15 protein-coding genes and 1 riboswitch are annotated in these 16,680 nt (G+C 40.5%); of the genes, 12 read left to right on the top strand and 3 right to left on the bottom strand.

The features are described from left to right. The first annotated feature begins 335 nt into the window (after positions 1-335). The 5 genes from J2Z69_RS05065 (at position 336) to J2Z69_RS05045 (ending at position 5,584) form a co-directional block, all read left to right on the top strand. Positions 336-1,385 (top strand): NAD(P)-dependent alcohol dehydrogenase, encoded by a 1,050-nt coding sequence (locus J2Z69_RS05065; RefSeq protein ID WP_209859727.1) that lies wholly within the window; start codon positions 336-338, stop codon positions 1,383-1,385. A 729-nt stretch (positions 1,386-2,114) separates the two neighbouring features. Next, positions 2,115-2,678, top strand: coding sequence for a sigma-70 family RNA polymerase sigma factor (locus J2Z69_RS05060; protein ID WP_209859725.1), 564 nt, complete (start codon positions 2,115-2,117; stop codon positions 2,676-2,678). Beyond that, positions 2,668-3,171 carry a DUF3600 domain-containing protein gene (locus J2Z69_RS05055; RefSeq protein WP_209859723.1) on the top strand — a complete coding sequence of 168 codons (504 nt, stop codon included), beginning with the start codon at positions 2,668-2,670 and terminating at the stop codon, positions 3,169-3,171. The genes J2Z69_RS05060 and J2Z69_RS05055 overlap by 11 nt, the downstream gene beginning before the upstream one ends. A gap of 460 nt (positions 3,172-3,631) precedes the next feature. Beyond that, the gene (locus J2Z69_RS05050; RefSeq protein ID WP_209859721.1) at positions 3,632-5,131 is read left to right on the top strand and encodes an alpha/beta hydrolase family protein; all 1,500 of its coding nucleotides are present in this window, start codon (positions 3,632-3,634) and stop codon (positions 5,129-5,131) included. A gap of 135 nt (positions 5,132-5,266) precedes the next feature. Beyond that, a complete protein-coding gene (locus J2Z69_RS05045; RefSeq protein WP_245339063.1) occupies positions 5,267-5,584 on the top strand; it encodes a metal-sensitive transcriptional regulator in 318 nt (105 codons plus the stop codon). Positions 5,585-5,715: 131 nt separating this feature from the next. Here the strand turns inward: J2Z69_RS05045 and J2Z69_RS05040 are convergent, their stop codons facing one another. Together J2Z69_RS05040 and J2Z69_RS05035 are read right to left on the bottom strand one after the other, a co-directional pair. Next, a complete protein-coding gene (locus J2Z69_RS05040; RefSeq protein WP_209859719.1) occupies positions 5,716-6,228 on the bottom strand; it encodes a DUF3231 family protein in 513 nt (170 codons plus the stop codon). Between the two features lie 102 nt (positions 6,229-6,330). After that, a complete protein-coding gene (locus J2Z69_RS05035) occupies positions 6,331-7,179 on the bottom strand; it encodes an MBL fold metallo-hydrolase (RefSeq protein ID WP_209859718.1) in 849 nt (282 codons plus the stop codon). A 226-nt stretch (positions 7,180-7,405) separates the two neighbouring features. After that, a riboswitch (cyclic di-AMP (ydaO/yuaA leader) is annotated at positions 7,406-7,585 on the top strand. A gap of 115 nt (positions 7,586-7,700) precedes the next feature. On the opposite strand from J2Z69_RS05035, the gene J2Z69_RS05030 reads away from it, so the two are divergent. Next, the gene (locus tag J2Z69_RS05030) at positions 7,701-9,527 is read left to right on the top strand and encodes an APC family permease (protein WP_209859717.1); all 1,827 of its coding nucleotides are present in this window, start codon (positions 7,701-7,703) and stop codon (positions 9,525-9,527) included. 187 nt (positions 9,528-9,714) lie between these two features. Next, positions 9,715-10,248 carry a hypothetical protein gene (locus J2Z69_RS05025; protein WP_209859716.1) on the top strand — a complete coding sequence of 178 codons (534 nt, stop codon included), beginning with the start codon at positions 9,715-9,717 and terminating at the stop codon, positions 10,246-10,248. A gap of 400 nt (positions 10,249-10,648) precedes the next feature. Here the strand turns inward: J2Z69_RS05025 and J2Z69_RS05020 are convergent, their stop codons facing one another. Then, on the bottom strand, positions 10,649-11,065 hold the full coding sequence (locus J2Z69_RS05020) for a VOC family protein (RefSeq protein ID WP_209859715.1): 417 nt from the start codon (positions 11,063-11,065) through the stop codon (positions 10,649-10,651). Positions 11,066-11,776: 711 nt separating this feature from the next. Between J2Z69_RS05020 and J2Z69_RS05015 the strand changes: the two genes are divergently transcribed. The 5 genes from J2Z69_RS05015 to J2Z69_RS04995 all read left to right on the top strand — a co-directional run bounded on the left by J2Z69_RS05015 (position 11,777) and on the right by J2Z69_RS04995 (position 16,573). Next, positions 11,777-12,481 (top strand): response regulator transcription factor, encoded by a 705-nt coding sequence (locus tag J2Z69_RS05015; RefSeq protein WP_209859714.1) that lies wholly within the window; start codon positions 11,777-11,779, stop codon positions 12,479-12,481. A 41-nt stretch (positions 12,482-12,522) separates the two neighbouring features. Then, positions 12,523-13,905 carry a sensor histidine kinase gene (locus tag J2Z69_RS05010; protein WP_209859712.1) on the top strand — a complete coding sequence of 461 codons (1,383 nt, stop codon included), beginning with the start codon at positions 12,523-12,525 and terminating at the stop codon, positions 13,903-13,905. Positions 13,906-14,010: 105 nt separating this feature from the next. Beyond that, positions 14,011-14,727, top strand: coding sequence for a hypothetical protein (locus J2Z69_RS05005; RefSeq protein WP_209859711.1), 717 nt, complete (start codon positions 14,011-14,013; stop codon positions 14,725-14,727). 388 nt (positions 14,728-15,115) lie between these two features. Further along, positions 15,116-16,072, top strand: coding sequence for a sigma-70 family RNA polymerase sigma factor (locus tag J2Z69_RS05000; RefSeq protein WP_209859702.1), 957 nt, complete (start codon positions 15,116-15,118; stop codon positions 16,070-16,072). Between the two features lie 75 nt (positions 16,073-16,147). Next, positions 16,148-16,573 (top strand): SRPBCC family protein, encoded by a 426-nt coding sequence (locus tag J2Z69_RS04995; protein ID WP_209859701.1) that lies wholly within the window; start codon positions 16,148-16,150, stop codon positions 16,571-16,573. Positions 16,574-16,680 lie beyond the last annotated feature (107 nt).

Genomic DNA, 16,680 nt, shown 5'->3' with positions numbered 1-16,680 from the left:
TTGTCATAGCCACTAATATTAATGGGAGAATTGGCCCTTCAATATTAGTGGTTTTTTATGTGGAATTTGGATCATCCGATATAAAGAGAAAGAAAATTCATATTACGATTACTGTTGTAAATTTCAGAGAAATGTAGGAGGATTGTTATGGATGAAATGTTATTTATTACATTCATCCAAAGGGTATGACCCTCGGTAATAAAAGTCGGCGACGGGCGGATAAAGTATTGCATTTAGCCTAATCATTTATATTTAATTACGACGGTAAGCAAAGTATCTTCTCAACTGGAACACATCATACCTAATATATTTATAATTTCAGGAGGTCTACATGTATGATTAAAGTTAATGCACGCGCTACATTCAGTCCAGAAGGTCCATTCTCACTGACTACGATCGAGCGCCGAAATCTCCAACCCAAAGACGTCCTTATTGAAATTAAATACGCTGGCATTTGCCACTCTGACATTCACACTGCACGTGGAGAATGGGGACCCGTGAACTATCCGCTTGTTCCGGGACATGAGATCGCCGGTATTGTAAGTCAAGTGGGTTCGGAAGTAACTAAATATGCTATAGGCGACAGGGTAGGGGTAGGTTGTTTAGTTGACTCCTGCGGAGAATGCAGTCATTGTCACCAAGGAGAGGAGCAATATTGCCTCAATGGAAATACGGGTACCTACGGATCTACAGATCGATATGGACAAATTACGCAAGGAGGATATTCCACCCACATCGTGGTAACTGAGGATTTCGTTGTTCAGATTCCTGACAATATTCCGCTAGATGCCGCAGCACCTCTTTTGTGTGCTGGAATTACGACTTATTCGCCACTGCGCCATTGGGGAGCGGGACCCGGTAAAAAAGTTGCCGTTGTAGGACTTGGTGGGCTCGGACATATGGGAGTTAAAATCGCCCATGCCATGGGAGCAGAGGTGACTGTATTATCACAGTCATTGAAGAAAAAAGAAGACGGTCTCCACTTAGGAGCGGACCACTACTATGCAACAAGCGACCCAGAAACATTCAAACTACTTGCCGGTTCGTTTGATCTTATCGTGAATACGGTAAGTGCGCAGATTAATATCGATGCCTATCTTTCTCTCCTAGCATTGGATGGTACCTTAGTTAATGTAGGTGCTCCTGCTGATCCGTTAGCAGTGAACGTATTCTCTTTGATTGCCCATCGCCGCTCATTTGCTGGATCCATGATAGGCGGAATTCGCGAAACACAGGAAATGCTCAACTTTTGTGCTGAACACAATATCGCTTCTGAAATTGAGGTCATTTCTGCGGACCAAATTGATGAAGCTTGGGAGCGGGTGCTCGCTTCAGATGTTCGGTACCGATTTGTAATCGACATTAGTACAATGGGGCAAGAATAAATTATTAATAACCACTGAAGTCTATAGTAGCCATAAAGATGTAAAAACCGACTAATAACACCTCCAAGAAAAAGGAAATCTGTCATAGGACAGGGGGACTACTTGGAGGTGTCTTTTATATAAGTTAAATCTGAACTTCGCAATATTATGGTGTTATACTTTATTTAGGTAAATAGTTAATAACTTTGATTTAATTTGAAATTGAGGTGAACAAGCAACTGTGAAAAATAGAAACATAACAGGTACGGTATTGTCCTTAATATACTGTTTTGTCCTTTATGCAATATTAAGTGATGCTCCTCCCGGTAAATTACCAGAGCATCCGCTATGGGTGGACACGATGATTCCATTTGGAGCTACTGTAATTACCTTTCTTTTTAATTATGTGATTAAGTTCGATTTTTTCAAAAAAAAGAAATAGATATAAAGAAATTGAGACTCATTAGTACTACTATATTCCACAATTTATAGAGAGAAAACAAGAAGTGTCGAACTAATAATTAGATCTAGAATAGTAAGGGTCGAAAATGAGACAAAGAAAGCCTAATAAATGAGGGATCGAGCGGAAGAGCTAATAAGACATAGTAGTAGAATAATACATATTAATGAGCAGGCTAATGCAGCCTGCTTATTTTATTAAAGTAACTTCGAAGAAGTTTAGTTTCTTACTGAACCTTTTTTCCTGTGAGAGCGAAATAAGGATTGTAACATGTTAGAGAGGGGGCCCCCATGAATGATAAAGAATTAATTCCATGGCTTGAAAAAGCAGCATTGGGCGATGAGTCGGCTTTTCACCTTGTATATCAAGCGACTCAGCAAGACGTCTATCGGACGATTGCTTTTCTCGTCTACAATAAACAGGACATTGAGGATATTGTGAATGAAGTGTATATGCGAATGTGGCGTTCGTTTCACACATACGACTCAAGCCGTAAGTTCCGATATTGGTTGCACGGGATCACCATACGCCAAGTCCAAGATTGGAAAAGAAAAGCCTGGCGGCGAATTCGACTCTTTGAACGAAATCGCCAGATGACCATTGAACAGTTAGAGTGGACGGACAAAGCTGTTCTGAAATCTGAAATGCAGCATGAACTTTTCTGTCTAGTCCGCCAGTTGTCGTATAAACTACGGGTGGTCATCATCCTACGCTATTTTCACGATTATGCTCTAGAAGAAATTGCTGACATACTACAGATACCAGTGGGTACTGTGAAATCCAGGCATCATCTGGCAATGAAAGAACTTCGAAATCGTTACGAAATGACGGGAGGAGAGATGTATGTCCATTGACAAGCAATTGCGTGAAGAGCTTGGCCAAGCGGCAAGTACAATGCAAGTCCCACCCGAATTGTATGGACGTGTTCAACAGTCCTATCAACATTATATGAATGAAAAGAGAGGTAGATCCCCTATGAAAAAACGGATGTTAGTAGGCATTGTGGCAGCAGTATTCTTGATTCCGTCTGCCGCACTTGCTGCTTCCTATCTGGCCGATGATATTTTTGGTTCCTCTTCGACCATTGAGCAACGCGGTGCTACACAGGAAGACTATCAAGAAATTGAAGGAATGCTTCAGACAGCAAAAGGAAAGCTCACGAAAGACGAATTCAAGGAGTATATGAATTTGTTAAAGCAGTTGATGCAATTAAAGCTGAAAATTACTGATAAAAATGGGGTGAAACATGAGCAGAATCTGACCCAAAAAGAACAGAATCAGATTGAAAAACTCAACTCCAGGCTAGAGTTCTATTTTGAAAAGATAAACGGAACCGCCAAACCTTAATAAATGAAGCAGGGACTCATAAGAGTTAGATGAATCCCTTTTTTTCGCACAGGGGGTGTTAGATCGTTTTCTGACTCATTGTATGTTGGAGGGATTCTATAGACAAGTCTAATAAATGTAGGAGAATCCAATTGTTATAAATTCTAATTTTGAATTGTGGTTAGATAGGTTCATATGCTCTCAAGGAAATAGGTATTGGGAATGGGGAATGCGATCTGCAGAAAATTACTATAGGTTATACTCAAGGGTACCAATATAACTTAACGATGAGAAGCCTGAGGAATCAGGCTTTTTTGGTATGCAAACACATCTATAGCGAAATGCAAAGTGCATATGGCACTACGGTAAGCTCACCTTACAAAAATGTAAGTTAACTGTAAGGTGAATCGATGGCTGGAATTAGTCTAACGGGATAAGATTGGAAAAGATGAAAATTGAGATTCACAAAAGGAGAATTGAGATGAGACTGTTTGAACTGTTGCTTTTTTTGTCAAACATCGGCTTATTATTATTGATAGTTCTATTAAAAAAGGAACTCCGTCGAATTTCAGTATTCGTTACGAGCGGCATCGCTACACTTTTACTGATTATTCATTGGATGGTGGAAGGATACAGAATTCAGCTATTTTTCCCATATTGGATAACGATCATTGCTTTAATCGCTTCTAGTTATAGCTATTGTAGAAAAACCAACCCCAAAAAGTTCCCGAGGTTCATCTCAAATTCAGCCTATACCCTCATAGGGATAATGCTGATCGTAACGGCAATTCTCCTATATGCCTTTCCTGTGTTTAGACTGCCTGAACCTACAGGTGAATTTAAAGTAGGAACGCAAACACTTCATTTCATAGATCCCGATAGGGAAGAGACTTTCGACGAAGAAAGCAATAGTAAAAGAGAATTGATGGTTCAGGTATGGTATCCAGCTCAAGCTGGCGCTAACAAGTACGCTCCTTTTATTCCAGATACCCAAATTTTACGTTATATGGCCGCGAACTATGGGCTTCCAGGGTTTTCTTTTCAACATCTAAGGTATATAACCAGTCACGCTTCCTTAGGGACGGAAGTCTCATCTGCACAGACTTCATATCCGCTCATTCTTATGAACCCCGGTTTCGGGTCCTCTAGATTCCTCCATACGTCGCAAGCTGAAGATCTCGCGAGTCACGGTTATATAGTAGCCGTAATTGATCACACCTACAATACATTTGCAACTAAGTTTCCGAGCGGCCGAATCACGACCAGCACAACCAACAATTTATTCTCTCCAGACCATGATTACCAGACGGAAAGTAAAAATCGTGACAAGTTAGGAAAAGTATTAACCGGCGATGTGACGTTTGTGCTGGACCAATTCGAGCTCATTCAATCAGGGAAGATTCCGAATCATCTAAAGGGTAAAATTGATCTTAAGCATGTTGGGGTATTCGGTCATTCCATCGGCGGAGCAACGGCCTATGATGCCTCTTATGATCCACGAATTGCAGCGGGAATAGACTTAGATGGGGGACTTTATCGACTGCGTGAAAGGGAGGGGTTTCGAAAGCCGTTTTTGTTCATCTACTCCGAAAGCGAATTTGAAAAGTTAAAAAGAGTAATGGAAAAGCGAGACTATACGGATGCAGAGCTTAAAGATATGGACTCAACAAGAGATTGGATGGATCAAGTAACGGAAGATAAGCATTTGGAGCTCGAACGGATGCGCGAAACAGTCGATCAGGGGGGACAGGTTCTCTATATAAAAAATACGAAGCATCTAAATTTTACCGATGTACAGTTCATTTCCCCGATATTTAATATGCTGGGTATTACAGGGAAAATTAAGCCGGACAGAGCAAACTACGTTATTAATACCTATATGCTGGATTTTTTCGACATGTATCTGAAGAATCAAGGCGGAAGCTTAATGAAAAGGCCCGATAGCCGCTTCCCGGAAGTAAAATTTATACCCACGTTATAAATTAAGGAATAGGTTTTCCAGATAATCTCGCTATCCGCAGTGTCAGCATACTTAATTTAGGGGTAAGGGGTATGCTATACTGAAAGAAAGGGAGGGTGTCCGATGAGTGAAGAAACGAAACTTATGGAACAAGAGATGGAGCAAGATGCGGATCGCTGCACACATGGCGATGGGGATCGTAAGAGCCATCATTCCGATAAAGCCAAGAGCGGTCTACTCAACCGATTGAATCGAATCGAGGGACAGGTTCGCGGCATTAAAGGAATGATTGAAAAAGATACCTACTGTGATGATGTGTTGAATCAGATTGCCTCGGTGCAAGCTTCATTGAACGGTGTCGGCAAGCTTCTGCTTGAATACCATATGAAAAGCTGTGTGATCGAACGAATTCAAGAAGGGGATTCGGAAGTATTAACGGAATTAATGACGACGATTAATAAACTGATGAAATAAGAATCGAACCATTTGCAAGCAGCAGTGATGCTGCTTTTAGTGCCGATAACTAACATTTCTTAAGATATAACCAAAAAAAGGACCATAATTTCATGGCCCTTTTTTAATGATTTTAAGTAATGTGAACAGGATTACGAATTTACTGATTTAACGAGCAGAGGTGGAGGAATCAACCATCCCTTTTTCTTAGTCAAATGCAATATCTTAATCCCTATGGCTGCTTTAGTGAGGTGATATTTAGCAAATAGAGCCCCGATATCTTCCCTAATTGTTTGTCCCATGGCCTGACTACATGCCACAAGTCCCGCAGCGGTGTCCGCTGCAATTCTAGCAGCAATCTCAGGATCTGTGAACCGAGCCCCTACAGGGATATCTTCAAGTTTGGCTTCAGGTCGATTTGGCATTACAGGTGTAGCTGCAATACCCTGTTCAATGAGCAATGTATCCAACTCACTAATTTCAAGCTCTGATTGATCTATTAGAGTTCCTAAAATTTTTTTAAGATCATCATCGCCCGCATGATACAAATAAGCCCTATAAAAAGACAAAGCTCCCTTTGCAACCATTGAAGCTTCCCAAACTGCGAAAATTTCTCCATAGTGCATAGGTTCTTCTTTGGGATTTCCGCTTAAAATTCCAGTCATGAAATGTATGCTCCTCCGTAATTGTATTTGAACATGCACTAGCATGCCCATATTAAAAATCCCTTATTACTAAATGGCGGGGTCAACCCTATATGAAACACTTTAATTAACGTACTTTCCATAATCGGGAACAGCTATTTGATCAAATTCATTAACAAGTTTATTGAGGCTTGATGTTAGCAACTCCCCGGACATGGGTACACCATGACCTGTTACTGCAACCACTGGATTCAAATCTTTAAGTTTAATGACAGAACTTTTAGCTGCTTTCCAGTCTGTGGTTAGATAGCGAGGAGGGCCGCTTATTTCCATTTCTTGATTGAATACTTTATACATATATTCCTGTTTGACAGTAGTAAATGCGTCACCTGCTATTAAAGATCCGTCACTCTTCCGAAAAAATGAAACATGACCTGGCGAATGTCCAGGAGTATGAATCCATTTAAAATCAGGCATATGGGGTACAGATCCATTAGAAGGTAAGGGTGTCACCCTGTTCCCAAGGTCTATAGGTTCATTCGGAAATGAACCAGACATTTTAGCTATTAAGCCACCTTCTACCGATGGATCTGGCTCAGGATAAGCTTCTTTTCCTGTGAGGAAGGGCAGTTCTAAAGGATGCGCATACACTGGAATGTTCCAATGCTTAATTAGTTCAATTAAACCTCCGACGTGATCGAAGTGTCCGTGAGTCAAAATTACAGCTTTAGGCCTGCTATTCACTCCAAAACGATGATCAATAACAGAGATTATTTCGTTTGATGACTCTGGCATTCCCGCATCAATCAACACGAATTCTTTATTTTCTGGGTGACCCACCAAACAGATGTTAACGATTTGAATTGTGTGACAAAATAAATCGTGTAATATTTCTACCCCTATACCATTTCCTATGGATGATACAGGGATGAATTTATAATCTGAGCCATAATTTAATTCTTCTTGTTCCATCGTTCAACCTCCTCGATCTTATTAAGCTACTTAGAAATAGTGTTCCCAATGGTTGAAAAATATTCGCCCCAGCTTCCTTTGTCAAAGAGCTGTAAAGATGCTTGTTAGCTTTTGTGTAGGTTTTCGCTTGAAAATCAGTTTTTGAATTGCACCTAGAAATATAATGGTTATATAGGTACTGGACAATTTCATCTACCAAAGATATGCTTTCAAAGTATAAATAAATTAAAGATTTTCGCTTAATTTCCACGATGGAAAACGGGGGAACCAACAATCTATAACTCACTAGTGGAGATGATTAGGGGTGAATCCTGATCACGGATATGTTCATAATATCTGTTCAGGTAGGGCTACTCTCAAGGCCCGAATCCGGCAGCTAACCTCGTAAGCGTAAGAGAGGATGAGTGTCATGTGATTTCGAGATCACAAGAATCTTCTGTGGTCTTTTTGCTGTGTTTGACTGCTGCCAATATGATGGTGAATTACTAGGTATTCTATAGAGAAAAGTGAGTGGTGAACAAGTGATCACATTTTTAAAAAGGTTTTTAATTGGCAGACCTTTAAAATCCACGGCATTAGGTGAGCAAAAATTAAATAAAAAGAAAGCATTAGCCATACTTTCTTCAGACGCATTGTCTTCCGTCGCATACGGTCCAGAACAAATGTTAATTGTACTAGGAACAATAAGTGCAGCGGCCTTCTGGTACTCCATTCCCATTGCGATGGGTGTACTTGTCTTGTTAACCGCACTTATTTTGTCTTATAGGCAGATTATTTTTGCTTATCCTCAAGGCGGAGGAGCCTATGTTGTCTCAAAGGAAAATTTGGGAACCTACCCAGGTCTAATTGCCGGTGGTTCGCTATTGGTAGACTATATCCTAACGGTGGCTGTGAGTGTATCTTCAGGTGCGGATGCGATTACTTCAGCTTTTCCAAGCTTGCTTGAGCATAAAGTAATTATTGCAGTTGTATTCGTTATACTCATTACCATATTGAATTTAAGAGGCGTAACGGAATCGGCTTCTATTATGGCCTATCCAGTGTATTTATTCGTGTTAGCTTTAATCATTCTGATCGGTACGGGTCTATACAACATCTTGATGGGCAATGTTCCTGCAGAATTGCACGCACCGCTTGGCACGCCGATAGCAGGAATCAGTCTATTTCTACTGCTGCGGGCATTCTCTTCGGGTAGTTCCGCGTTGACGGGTGTGGAAGCTATATCCAATGCAATTCCGAATTTTAAAAGCCCTGCGGCTTCCAATGCTGCCAAAACCTTAGTCGCAATGGGGACTATTCTAGCTTTCATGTTTTCAGGCATTGTTGTATTAGCTTACTATTATGGCATCTCTCATCGTGCCGAAGTCACTGCTGTTTCTCAAATTGCGGAACAAATATTTGGACGAAACGCGATCTACTATTTTATTCAGGGAACGACTGCATTAGTTTTAATTCTAGCCGCTAATACAGGATATTCCGCTTTTCCTTTACTGGCGGTGAATCTTGCAAAGGATAAGTTTATTCCGCGAATGTTTACTATGCGAGGGGATCGACTCGGTTATTCCAATGGCATTATCATATTGGGTGTACTCTCCATTGTTCTGATTTATATATTCGGAGGGGACACAGAGCAATTAATTCCTTTGTATGCTATAGGTGTTTTCATTCCCTTTACTTTATCCCAAACCGGGATGATGGTTAAATGGCTGCGTGAAAAGCCTACAGGTTGGATTCAAAGGTTTGTCATCAATACGGTTGGTGCTTTAATCAGTTTTATTGTTACTATGGTTTTCTTTTTGACCAAATTCACTCAGGTATGGCCCGTATTAATATTCTTGCCTCTTCTCCTACTACTTTTCCATCGAATTCATAAGCATTACGAAGCGGTTGCGGATCAGCTTAGAATAACGTCCTGTGAGCCGGGAATGCGAATTGAAGGTAATGTAATCATTTTACCAGTCGCTGGGATCACGAATGTAGTTTTGAATTCATTAGATTATGCAAGGTCGCTTTCTCCACAACAGATTATTGCTGTATACGTTCCTTTTGAAAGAGAAGATGAATTAGCTTTCGAAGAAAAATGGAAGAAATTTCAGCCGAATGTGCGATTAGTAACACTATATACGCCTTATAGAAGCATACTCCAACCCTTGACCAAATTTATCAATACAGTTCAGTGGAAGGCAGCGGAATCAAACCATAAGGTAACGGTGATTATCCCACAGTTCATTCCCAAGAAAGGCTGGCAAAACATCCTTCACAATCAATCTAGTTTGCTACTTCGTGCCCATCTACTGTTCCGTAAAGATGTTATTGTCACTACGGTGCCTTATCGTCTAAAAAAATAACAAGAGACAATGAAGTAAGGTAAGTAGTAAGTAAAAGGCCCAGCTCCCTAGAATTTTAATGGAGTTGGGCTTTTTATTTAATATAATGATTTTAAGAGGATGAAGAAAGGATTCGTGGGAAAAAAGTCACAGCCCAGCCCGTATAGATTCAAAAGGTTTCATTTATAGAAAATTAGGAGGACAAAATATGAAAGATGAAGTGCTAAGTACAATAGAAGGTATCTATAAGAATGGTGATTTGGGTTATATACTGAGTAAATATATTGATAGAGATTATTGGAATCATGATTTATATCGAATTGAAGGATTAGAATTTGATAATCTTACAGATTTTAATTATGCAAAATGTTTTTCCTACTTTATTTATCAATCAGTTGGAACAAAACTAACCATAGGCGATAGAGACCTAGACAACTATGTAAAAACAAATCTAGAGTTACACGGGATGTTGTTTTATATTTCTTTAGTTGCACCTTATGTAAGTGTCCAATATGTTCGTTACTTTTACGACAATGGAGACATTAACTTAGAAGAAAACGAAACAAATGCAAAAAAAGAAACTCAACAATTAGGTGTGAAAATTTTGGGATTATTAAATGAAAAGGGAATAACTCATCTAACAAAAGATATACTCGAAATTGTGGTTCCTTCTGTTTCACTAGAACTTAAAGAAAAAAATCCTACAATTTTTCATTGTTTATTTGAGGATAGTTATCTATAAAACCTAACGGGCCAAAAAGTTGTTTCAAAGGAGAGATCGAACTGGATACGACTGAATTAATAAAATTTGTAAATGAAAAGAAACCTTTGATCGCCCGATACCACTACATGCAAAATTTTAATGGAGAGGCTGTGAACGATGTATTAACATTTGAAAAATATTCAATACTCACAAGAAAAATATTCAATACTCACAACAGATGATTGATAAAAGGTAATTATATTAAACGTTCGACGCGGAAAACTCAAATCCAGTCGAGTTCCAGCAAGCAGGCTGGCAATCCATTATGAACATTTCAAAGTCTATACCGAACAAAACTAATCATCACAAAGAAGACGCCGGGGAAGATGCTCGGCGTCTTTCTTATTAAACCCTAGTATAATTTTACTCTACGTTAGTCTTAATTTTGTGCAGCAACTGTATTCATGTAGTTAATAGCCCATAGATGACCGTCTATATCCACGAAACCCCAATGATACATAAACTCATAATCTTCAGGATCAGCGTGTAATTTCCCGCCCAAGGAGACGGCGGTATTCACAATTTCATCAACCTTTTTCCGGCTCTCGAAAGCCAAAGCGATCGTCATCTGAGCGTACCTGCTTGTATCAACGGATTCCTTCTCCGTTAGCGTATTAAAGAATTGATGATGAATCAACATGACCTGTAGGTTGTCACCAATGATAACGGCTACCGAATTCTCATTTTCAGGGAATTGCGGGTTGATCTCGAATCCGAGTCCGGTGAAGAACGCTTTTGATTGTTCTACGTTTTTTACAGGCAAGTTGAAGCTCGTGAAAGCGGACTTTAATACCATTTTCAAAACACCTCTTTGTCAAATTAGTTTCTTATATATAGACGCTATAAGTTTCTGGAATTCATCGGTCTTAGAATTCAAAAGTATCAATTTCTATTTACAGATCAAAAATCAGTGTAAATAATTTCGGAAAAATTGAACTACTTATGCAGTGGGTGGGAAAGAAGATCAGAGTTGAAAACTTTTCAAGATAACATCCTTAAATAAGCAAAACGGAGAAATGAGTAAAGCTTTTGAAGGGTAGGAGAAAGCTTAATACTTATCACAGATAATTCCAGACTAGGTGGACGCAGCTTCGGCCCTTAGAGAACCTAGTACCAATAAAACGGCTTTTTTTTATCGGTACAATTCGATGTCTCAAGCTAAGGACAAGATCATAGTCCGAATACCGATCAGATTGAGCATCTAATTAAAAGCGAATAAGGAAAACCGCTATATCGGGTTCCGAGAGCGGAGAAGGTGAGTAGGATTATAATCGAGCCAACGATGGCTGGAACACTATGAAATTCTCCAATTACCGATTTCTTGGGTCCCAGCACTTCCTGTTGAGCAGACCCCTAGTAGTATTTCTCTTTACCGAATTCACTACATGTTATGTCGATCTCATTGGAATACATCACACTTCCAGTTAGTGGAGGAATTTAAAACCTCTGTGCTAAGATGAAAGTATATTATGATTCAAGCTGGGAAAAAGGCTAGAAGGGGTGCAGATTGAAAAAAATACTTGTCATTGATGATGAAGTCGCAATCAGAGATTTGATTGAGCTCGTACTAAGAAGAGAAAACTACGTCGTTCAAACGGCTGAGAACCGTAAAATAGCCTTGAATATGCTGGATGCTTTTCAACCGGACCTAGTGGTGCTTGATTTGATGTTGCCTGACTGTTCGGGATACGACCTGTGCAAGGAAATCACCGAGAAACTTGCTGTTCCTGTAATTATGCTCTCTGCCAAAAATGAGATAATCGACAAGGTGTTAGGACTAGAGCTGGGAGCAGAAGATTACATGACCAAGCCCTTTGACAATCGTGAATTGCTCGCTCGGATCAAAGTTATTTTGAGGAGAATTGAGATTAGGGAATCAGGTAAAGGAACAGAAGTTAAATCTAGTTGCATCATTCATGAAGAGCTGACTTTTGATCTGGAAAGCCGAAGGGTGCTGAAAAACAATGTTCCCGTGTCTTTAACGGCCAAAGAGTTTAAAATTCTGGAAACGTTACTCCAAAGGCCACACAAAATCTTTACCCGCGATGAGCTGCTACAGATCGGATGGGGATTTGACTTTATGGGAGACAGTCGCAGCGTGGATATGACCATCATGAGATTACGGAAGAAGCTGGAGGATAATGCAGACGAACCGAAGTATGTCAGGACCATCTATGGATTTGGCTATCAACTTGGAGGTGTTGAGGCCTGAAGTATGCAACCCGGTTACTTCTGAATTATTTATGTTTTTCTGTGCTGTCCTTTGGCATCATCATTTTTGCGGTGAATAAAGCCATCGATTATTATAGCTTCACTACCATTGAAAAACAGATGATGGAGAAGGCAAATCTGTTCGAGTTATCCTTCCGAGAGGTGTTGGCACAGCATAGATCATCTACGGGAGACCCGCAGACAAAAGAAATCGTCAGACTTGCTCTGGAGAAGCTGAAAGCTTCAGGTAAGGAAGTACGTATTTATAATAGTTCCAAGCATTTGCTGGGCTTGGCTGTGGATGGCATCATCATTAATGATGGCAACCCTCTTATTCTAAAGAAAAATATTGAGATAGCCCTGAGCGGTAGATATGCATACTCCGTAACGGAAGATCATCTGCTTTATTTTGCCACTCCCATTCAGGATCAATATTATCAAAACGCTTATGTGTATGAGTTCGTGGAGGACATATCCTACTTTTATGTGATTATGAATCAAATTCGTTTTATCCTATTTGCGGGTGCAGGTGGATTTTTTATACTGATTACATTATCCAGTTTATGGATTGCCCGCAACACAACTAAGCCGATTAAGCTGCTACTTGGCGCTACGCAAAGTTTCTCTAGACAAGAGTTTCGGAGAGTTCATCTACACCGAAAAGATGAATTGGGCATGCTGGCAGATGGGCTGGACTCTATGGGGCGGCAACTTCATGATTACATTCAGTACCAGAAACAATTTGTCTCCAACGTATCTCACGAGTTAAAAACACCCTTGGCAGCAATTCGTGGTTTCTCACAATACTTGTATGAAGGGGAGAATGAGAATAAGGAATTGCAAAAAGTTTATGCTCATCTGCTGCAGGAATCGGATCGGCTGACGCACTTGATTAATGAACTGTTGTTGCTATCCCAATTCGACAAGGTGGGTTCTAACAAACTGGAAGTCGAGAAGACGGAAATAAACGGACTGATGCAGCAAGTCGCAACGAGTATGGGTGCCAAGGCTAAAGATAAAGGAATTAAGATTGTATTCATGGATGCTAAAGCGAAACCGGAGGATAAGCATATAATGGGAGTTCACGCTAACGTGAATTCCATGCTGATGTCCCATGCCATCGCCAATCTTGTGGAGAATGCCATCAAGTATTCAGTTAGCTCATCGCTAATCGAATTGAAATTGGAACACACGTCAAGCGAAATAGTTATACGAATACGTGATGAAGGTATCGGTATCGCAGGCGATGAGCTAGAGAAAGTGCAGGAACGCTTTTATCGGGCGAAAAATGCAAGCACAGCGAACGGTTCAGGTCTTGGACTTTCCATTTGCAAAGAAATTGTAGAGCGGTTTCAAGGATATATCGACATCGAGAGTCAAATCGGGGAAGGAACGACCGTTACGATTGTGTTACCTCGTGTGTAAATATTTAACGTTACAGGATTGATACAATTCTGTTATGAGACTAACAAATCTTTTTTTTATAATCACTTCATAAGCAGAAATCATATATGTATGGAGGGATCATTGATGAAATGGATAAACAAAGTTGGAGCTATTATATTACTAGGTATTTTATTAACAATGGCACTGGCGGGCTGTCAGTCCAATAGTGTCAAGTCGCCAGAAGTGACTGAGAACTCGGCTGAAAAAAACGCGTCGAACGAACAGGCTAAGGGCGAAGGAGCCTCGAATTCTACTACGCATGCTCCAGAAAATTCCGAAGGACAGAGCGCTGAAACTATTAAGGAAGGTTCCTTGGAGAAGGAAGGTAATGTGGTGCTGAAAGAGCTTGCTTTTGTGTATCATGATTACACCATTGCGATTTCAGATACTGCGAATAAAGATCAGATGGAACAGATGCTGGGGAAGGCCGATAAACTAAAGTCTCATACGTACAGTGCCAACGATGGAACAAACATGGATACGTTAATCGGTTTCACAGAAAAGGTGTATACATATCCTGGACTGGAGATTAAAACAATCAGTATACCGGAGGGCAAACAAGACTCCATCTTTCATATCAAAATTACAGATCCTAAGTATGCGACAGTACGAAATATTAAAGCAGGAGATAGCCTGGATACTCTCAAAAATGCCTACCCTGACGGCAAACTGCTTGGTCATGGAGCCCCTAACGAAGAGGATGACTTTCGTTATGAGCCATCCAATCATGTGGATGTGATGTCGTTTCGAATCAAGGATGCCAAGGTGGAGAGCATTCAGATCTACAGTCTACTGGACTGATAATGGGAAGGCCATCGCTACCAAAGTTATTGATTTTTATAGTTTTATATTCGTATAGAATACTCAAAAAAACAAAAGCGAGTTTAAATTTGTTTATGGATATTCAGAGAATTACAAAATACAATTGTCGCTTAGAATTCACGTTTTAAAAACAATATAGTCTTATGTCCAATGACACAAATCTGCCTAAATAACTCATTGTTGAAAAGTTTGATGAATCAGGCTTTTTTTGTGTAGTTTAATGATAATTTTACAATAAGTTGAAGTGTTCGGTAATAAAGATATTTCCTCCATAGAGCTATATTAATATTCGGTTTGAGGCTGTCTGCATCATTGCATATAATGAGAGTATACCTTTTCTGGGGTGAGATCATTAAGGGAGGCCGCGATGCAAGAGACCGTATTTGATGAAATATTATTTGCAAGCTTAAAACCAGGTTTAACGTCGTTCTGTTACCGCATGCTTGGCTCCATGGATGATGCGGACGACGCCGTTCAGGAGACGAGTATTCGGGTATGGCAAAGCGTAAGCACGTTCAGACAGGAGTCCTCGTTCAAAACTTGGGTCTATCGAATTGCCTCCAACTTGTGCTTGGACAAGCTGAGACAATCCAAAAGCCGTGCGCTTCCTGTTGATCTGTTCGACCCAGCCATCGCCATCGTCGAGCCGTATAGTACATTGCCGGATACTGCCTGGATCTGGCCCTCTCCTGATTTTGGTGGTAATCCGGAGGATCGGCTCGTCCGCAGAGAAACTCTTCAACTGTGTTTTATTGCTCTCCTACAGACTTTACCTCCTCGGCAACGCGCGGTTCTTATTTTAAAGGATGTATTCGAATGGCCCTCCAAGCAGATTGCACAAACGTTGGTAATGTCGCCAGCCGCCGTGAACAGCGCCTTGCAAAGAGCCCGAGAGACGATGGATCGTTCGCAGCTTCGCTCGCATAAGCTCAGCAGCATGGACATTCAACCGGATCAGAAGTTACTGTCCCGGTATGTAGAGGCCTTCGAGAAATTCGATATTTCTGCTCTCGTCGCATTATTCCATGAGGAAGGCTCCATGTCGATGCCGCCCTTTGAGATGTGGATTCGCGGCAAAGAACATTTGTCCGCCTTTTATTCGCTTACTCGCTGGCATTGTGAAGGTTCTCGATTTGTGCCTCTTAAGGTGAATGGTGGATATCCGGCATTGGCCCAGTATATGCCGAGCAAAGAGGACTCTAGCCTGGTGCCTTGGGGCATTCACGTGATTGAAACCAAAGAAAATCAAATTTTACACGTTCAAAATTTCATTCATATGCCATTATTTTCGCGATTTGGGCTGCCTGAGCGATTTGACCGATGAATTTCGTCAATGACTTACGTCTATATCATTGAAACAACCAAACGATAAATAGTATGAGAGAGGTGTGCATTTAAAATGGAAACGAATCAACCGACAAAAGTAACTGTGCAAGCTGTCATTCAAGCCCCTGTAGAGAAAGTATGGGCCTACTGGACTGAGCCGGATCATATTATGAAATGGAATCAACCATCTGAGGACTGGCATGCACCGAGAGCCGAAAACGATTTGCGGGTAGGCGGTAAGTTTTTAACAAGGATGGAAGCGAAGGATGGAAGCATGGGTTTTGATTTTGGCGGCATCTACGATGTCGTAAATCAGAATGAAGCAATAGGCTATACGATAGAAGATGGAAGAAGAGTCGTTATCCATTTTGAAAGACAAGAAAATGAGACGAAAGTTGTCCAAACGTTTGATGCGGAAAGCGTACATCCAATTGAATTCCAGCAAGCAGGCTGGCAAGCGATTTTGGATAATTTCAAAACCTATACCGAAAATAACTAATCACTTAGGAAGAAGACGCCGACATATGCGGCGTCTTTCTTTTTATATCCTAGTATGAATTCAGCCTTAACCCTATGTCGCATCTAAGTTCATGTAATTAATAGCCC

Source organism: Paenibacillus shirakamiensis, from assembly GCF_017874255.1.
GTDB lineage: Bacteria > Bacillota > Bacilli > Paenibacillales > Paenibacillaceae > Fontibacillus > Fontibacillus shirakamiensis.
The sequence above is the reverse complement of the archived record's forward strand: the minus strand, read 5'-3'. Positions and strand labels throughout refer to the sequence as shown.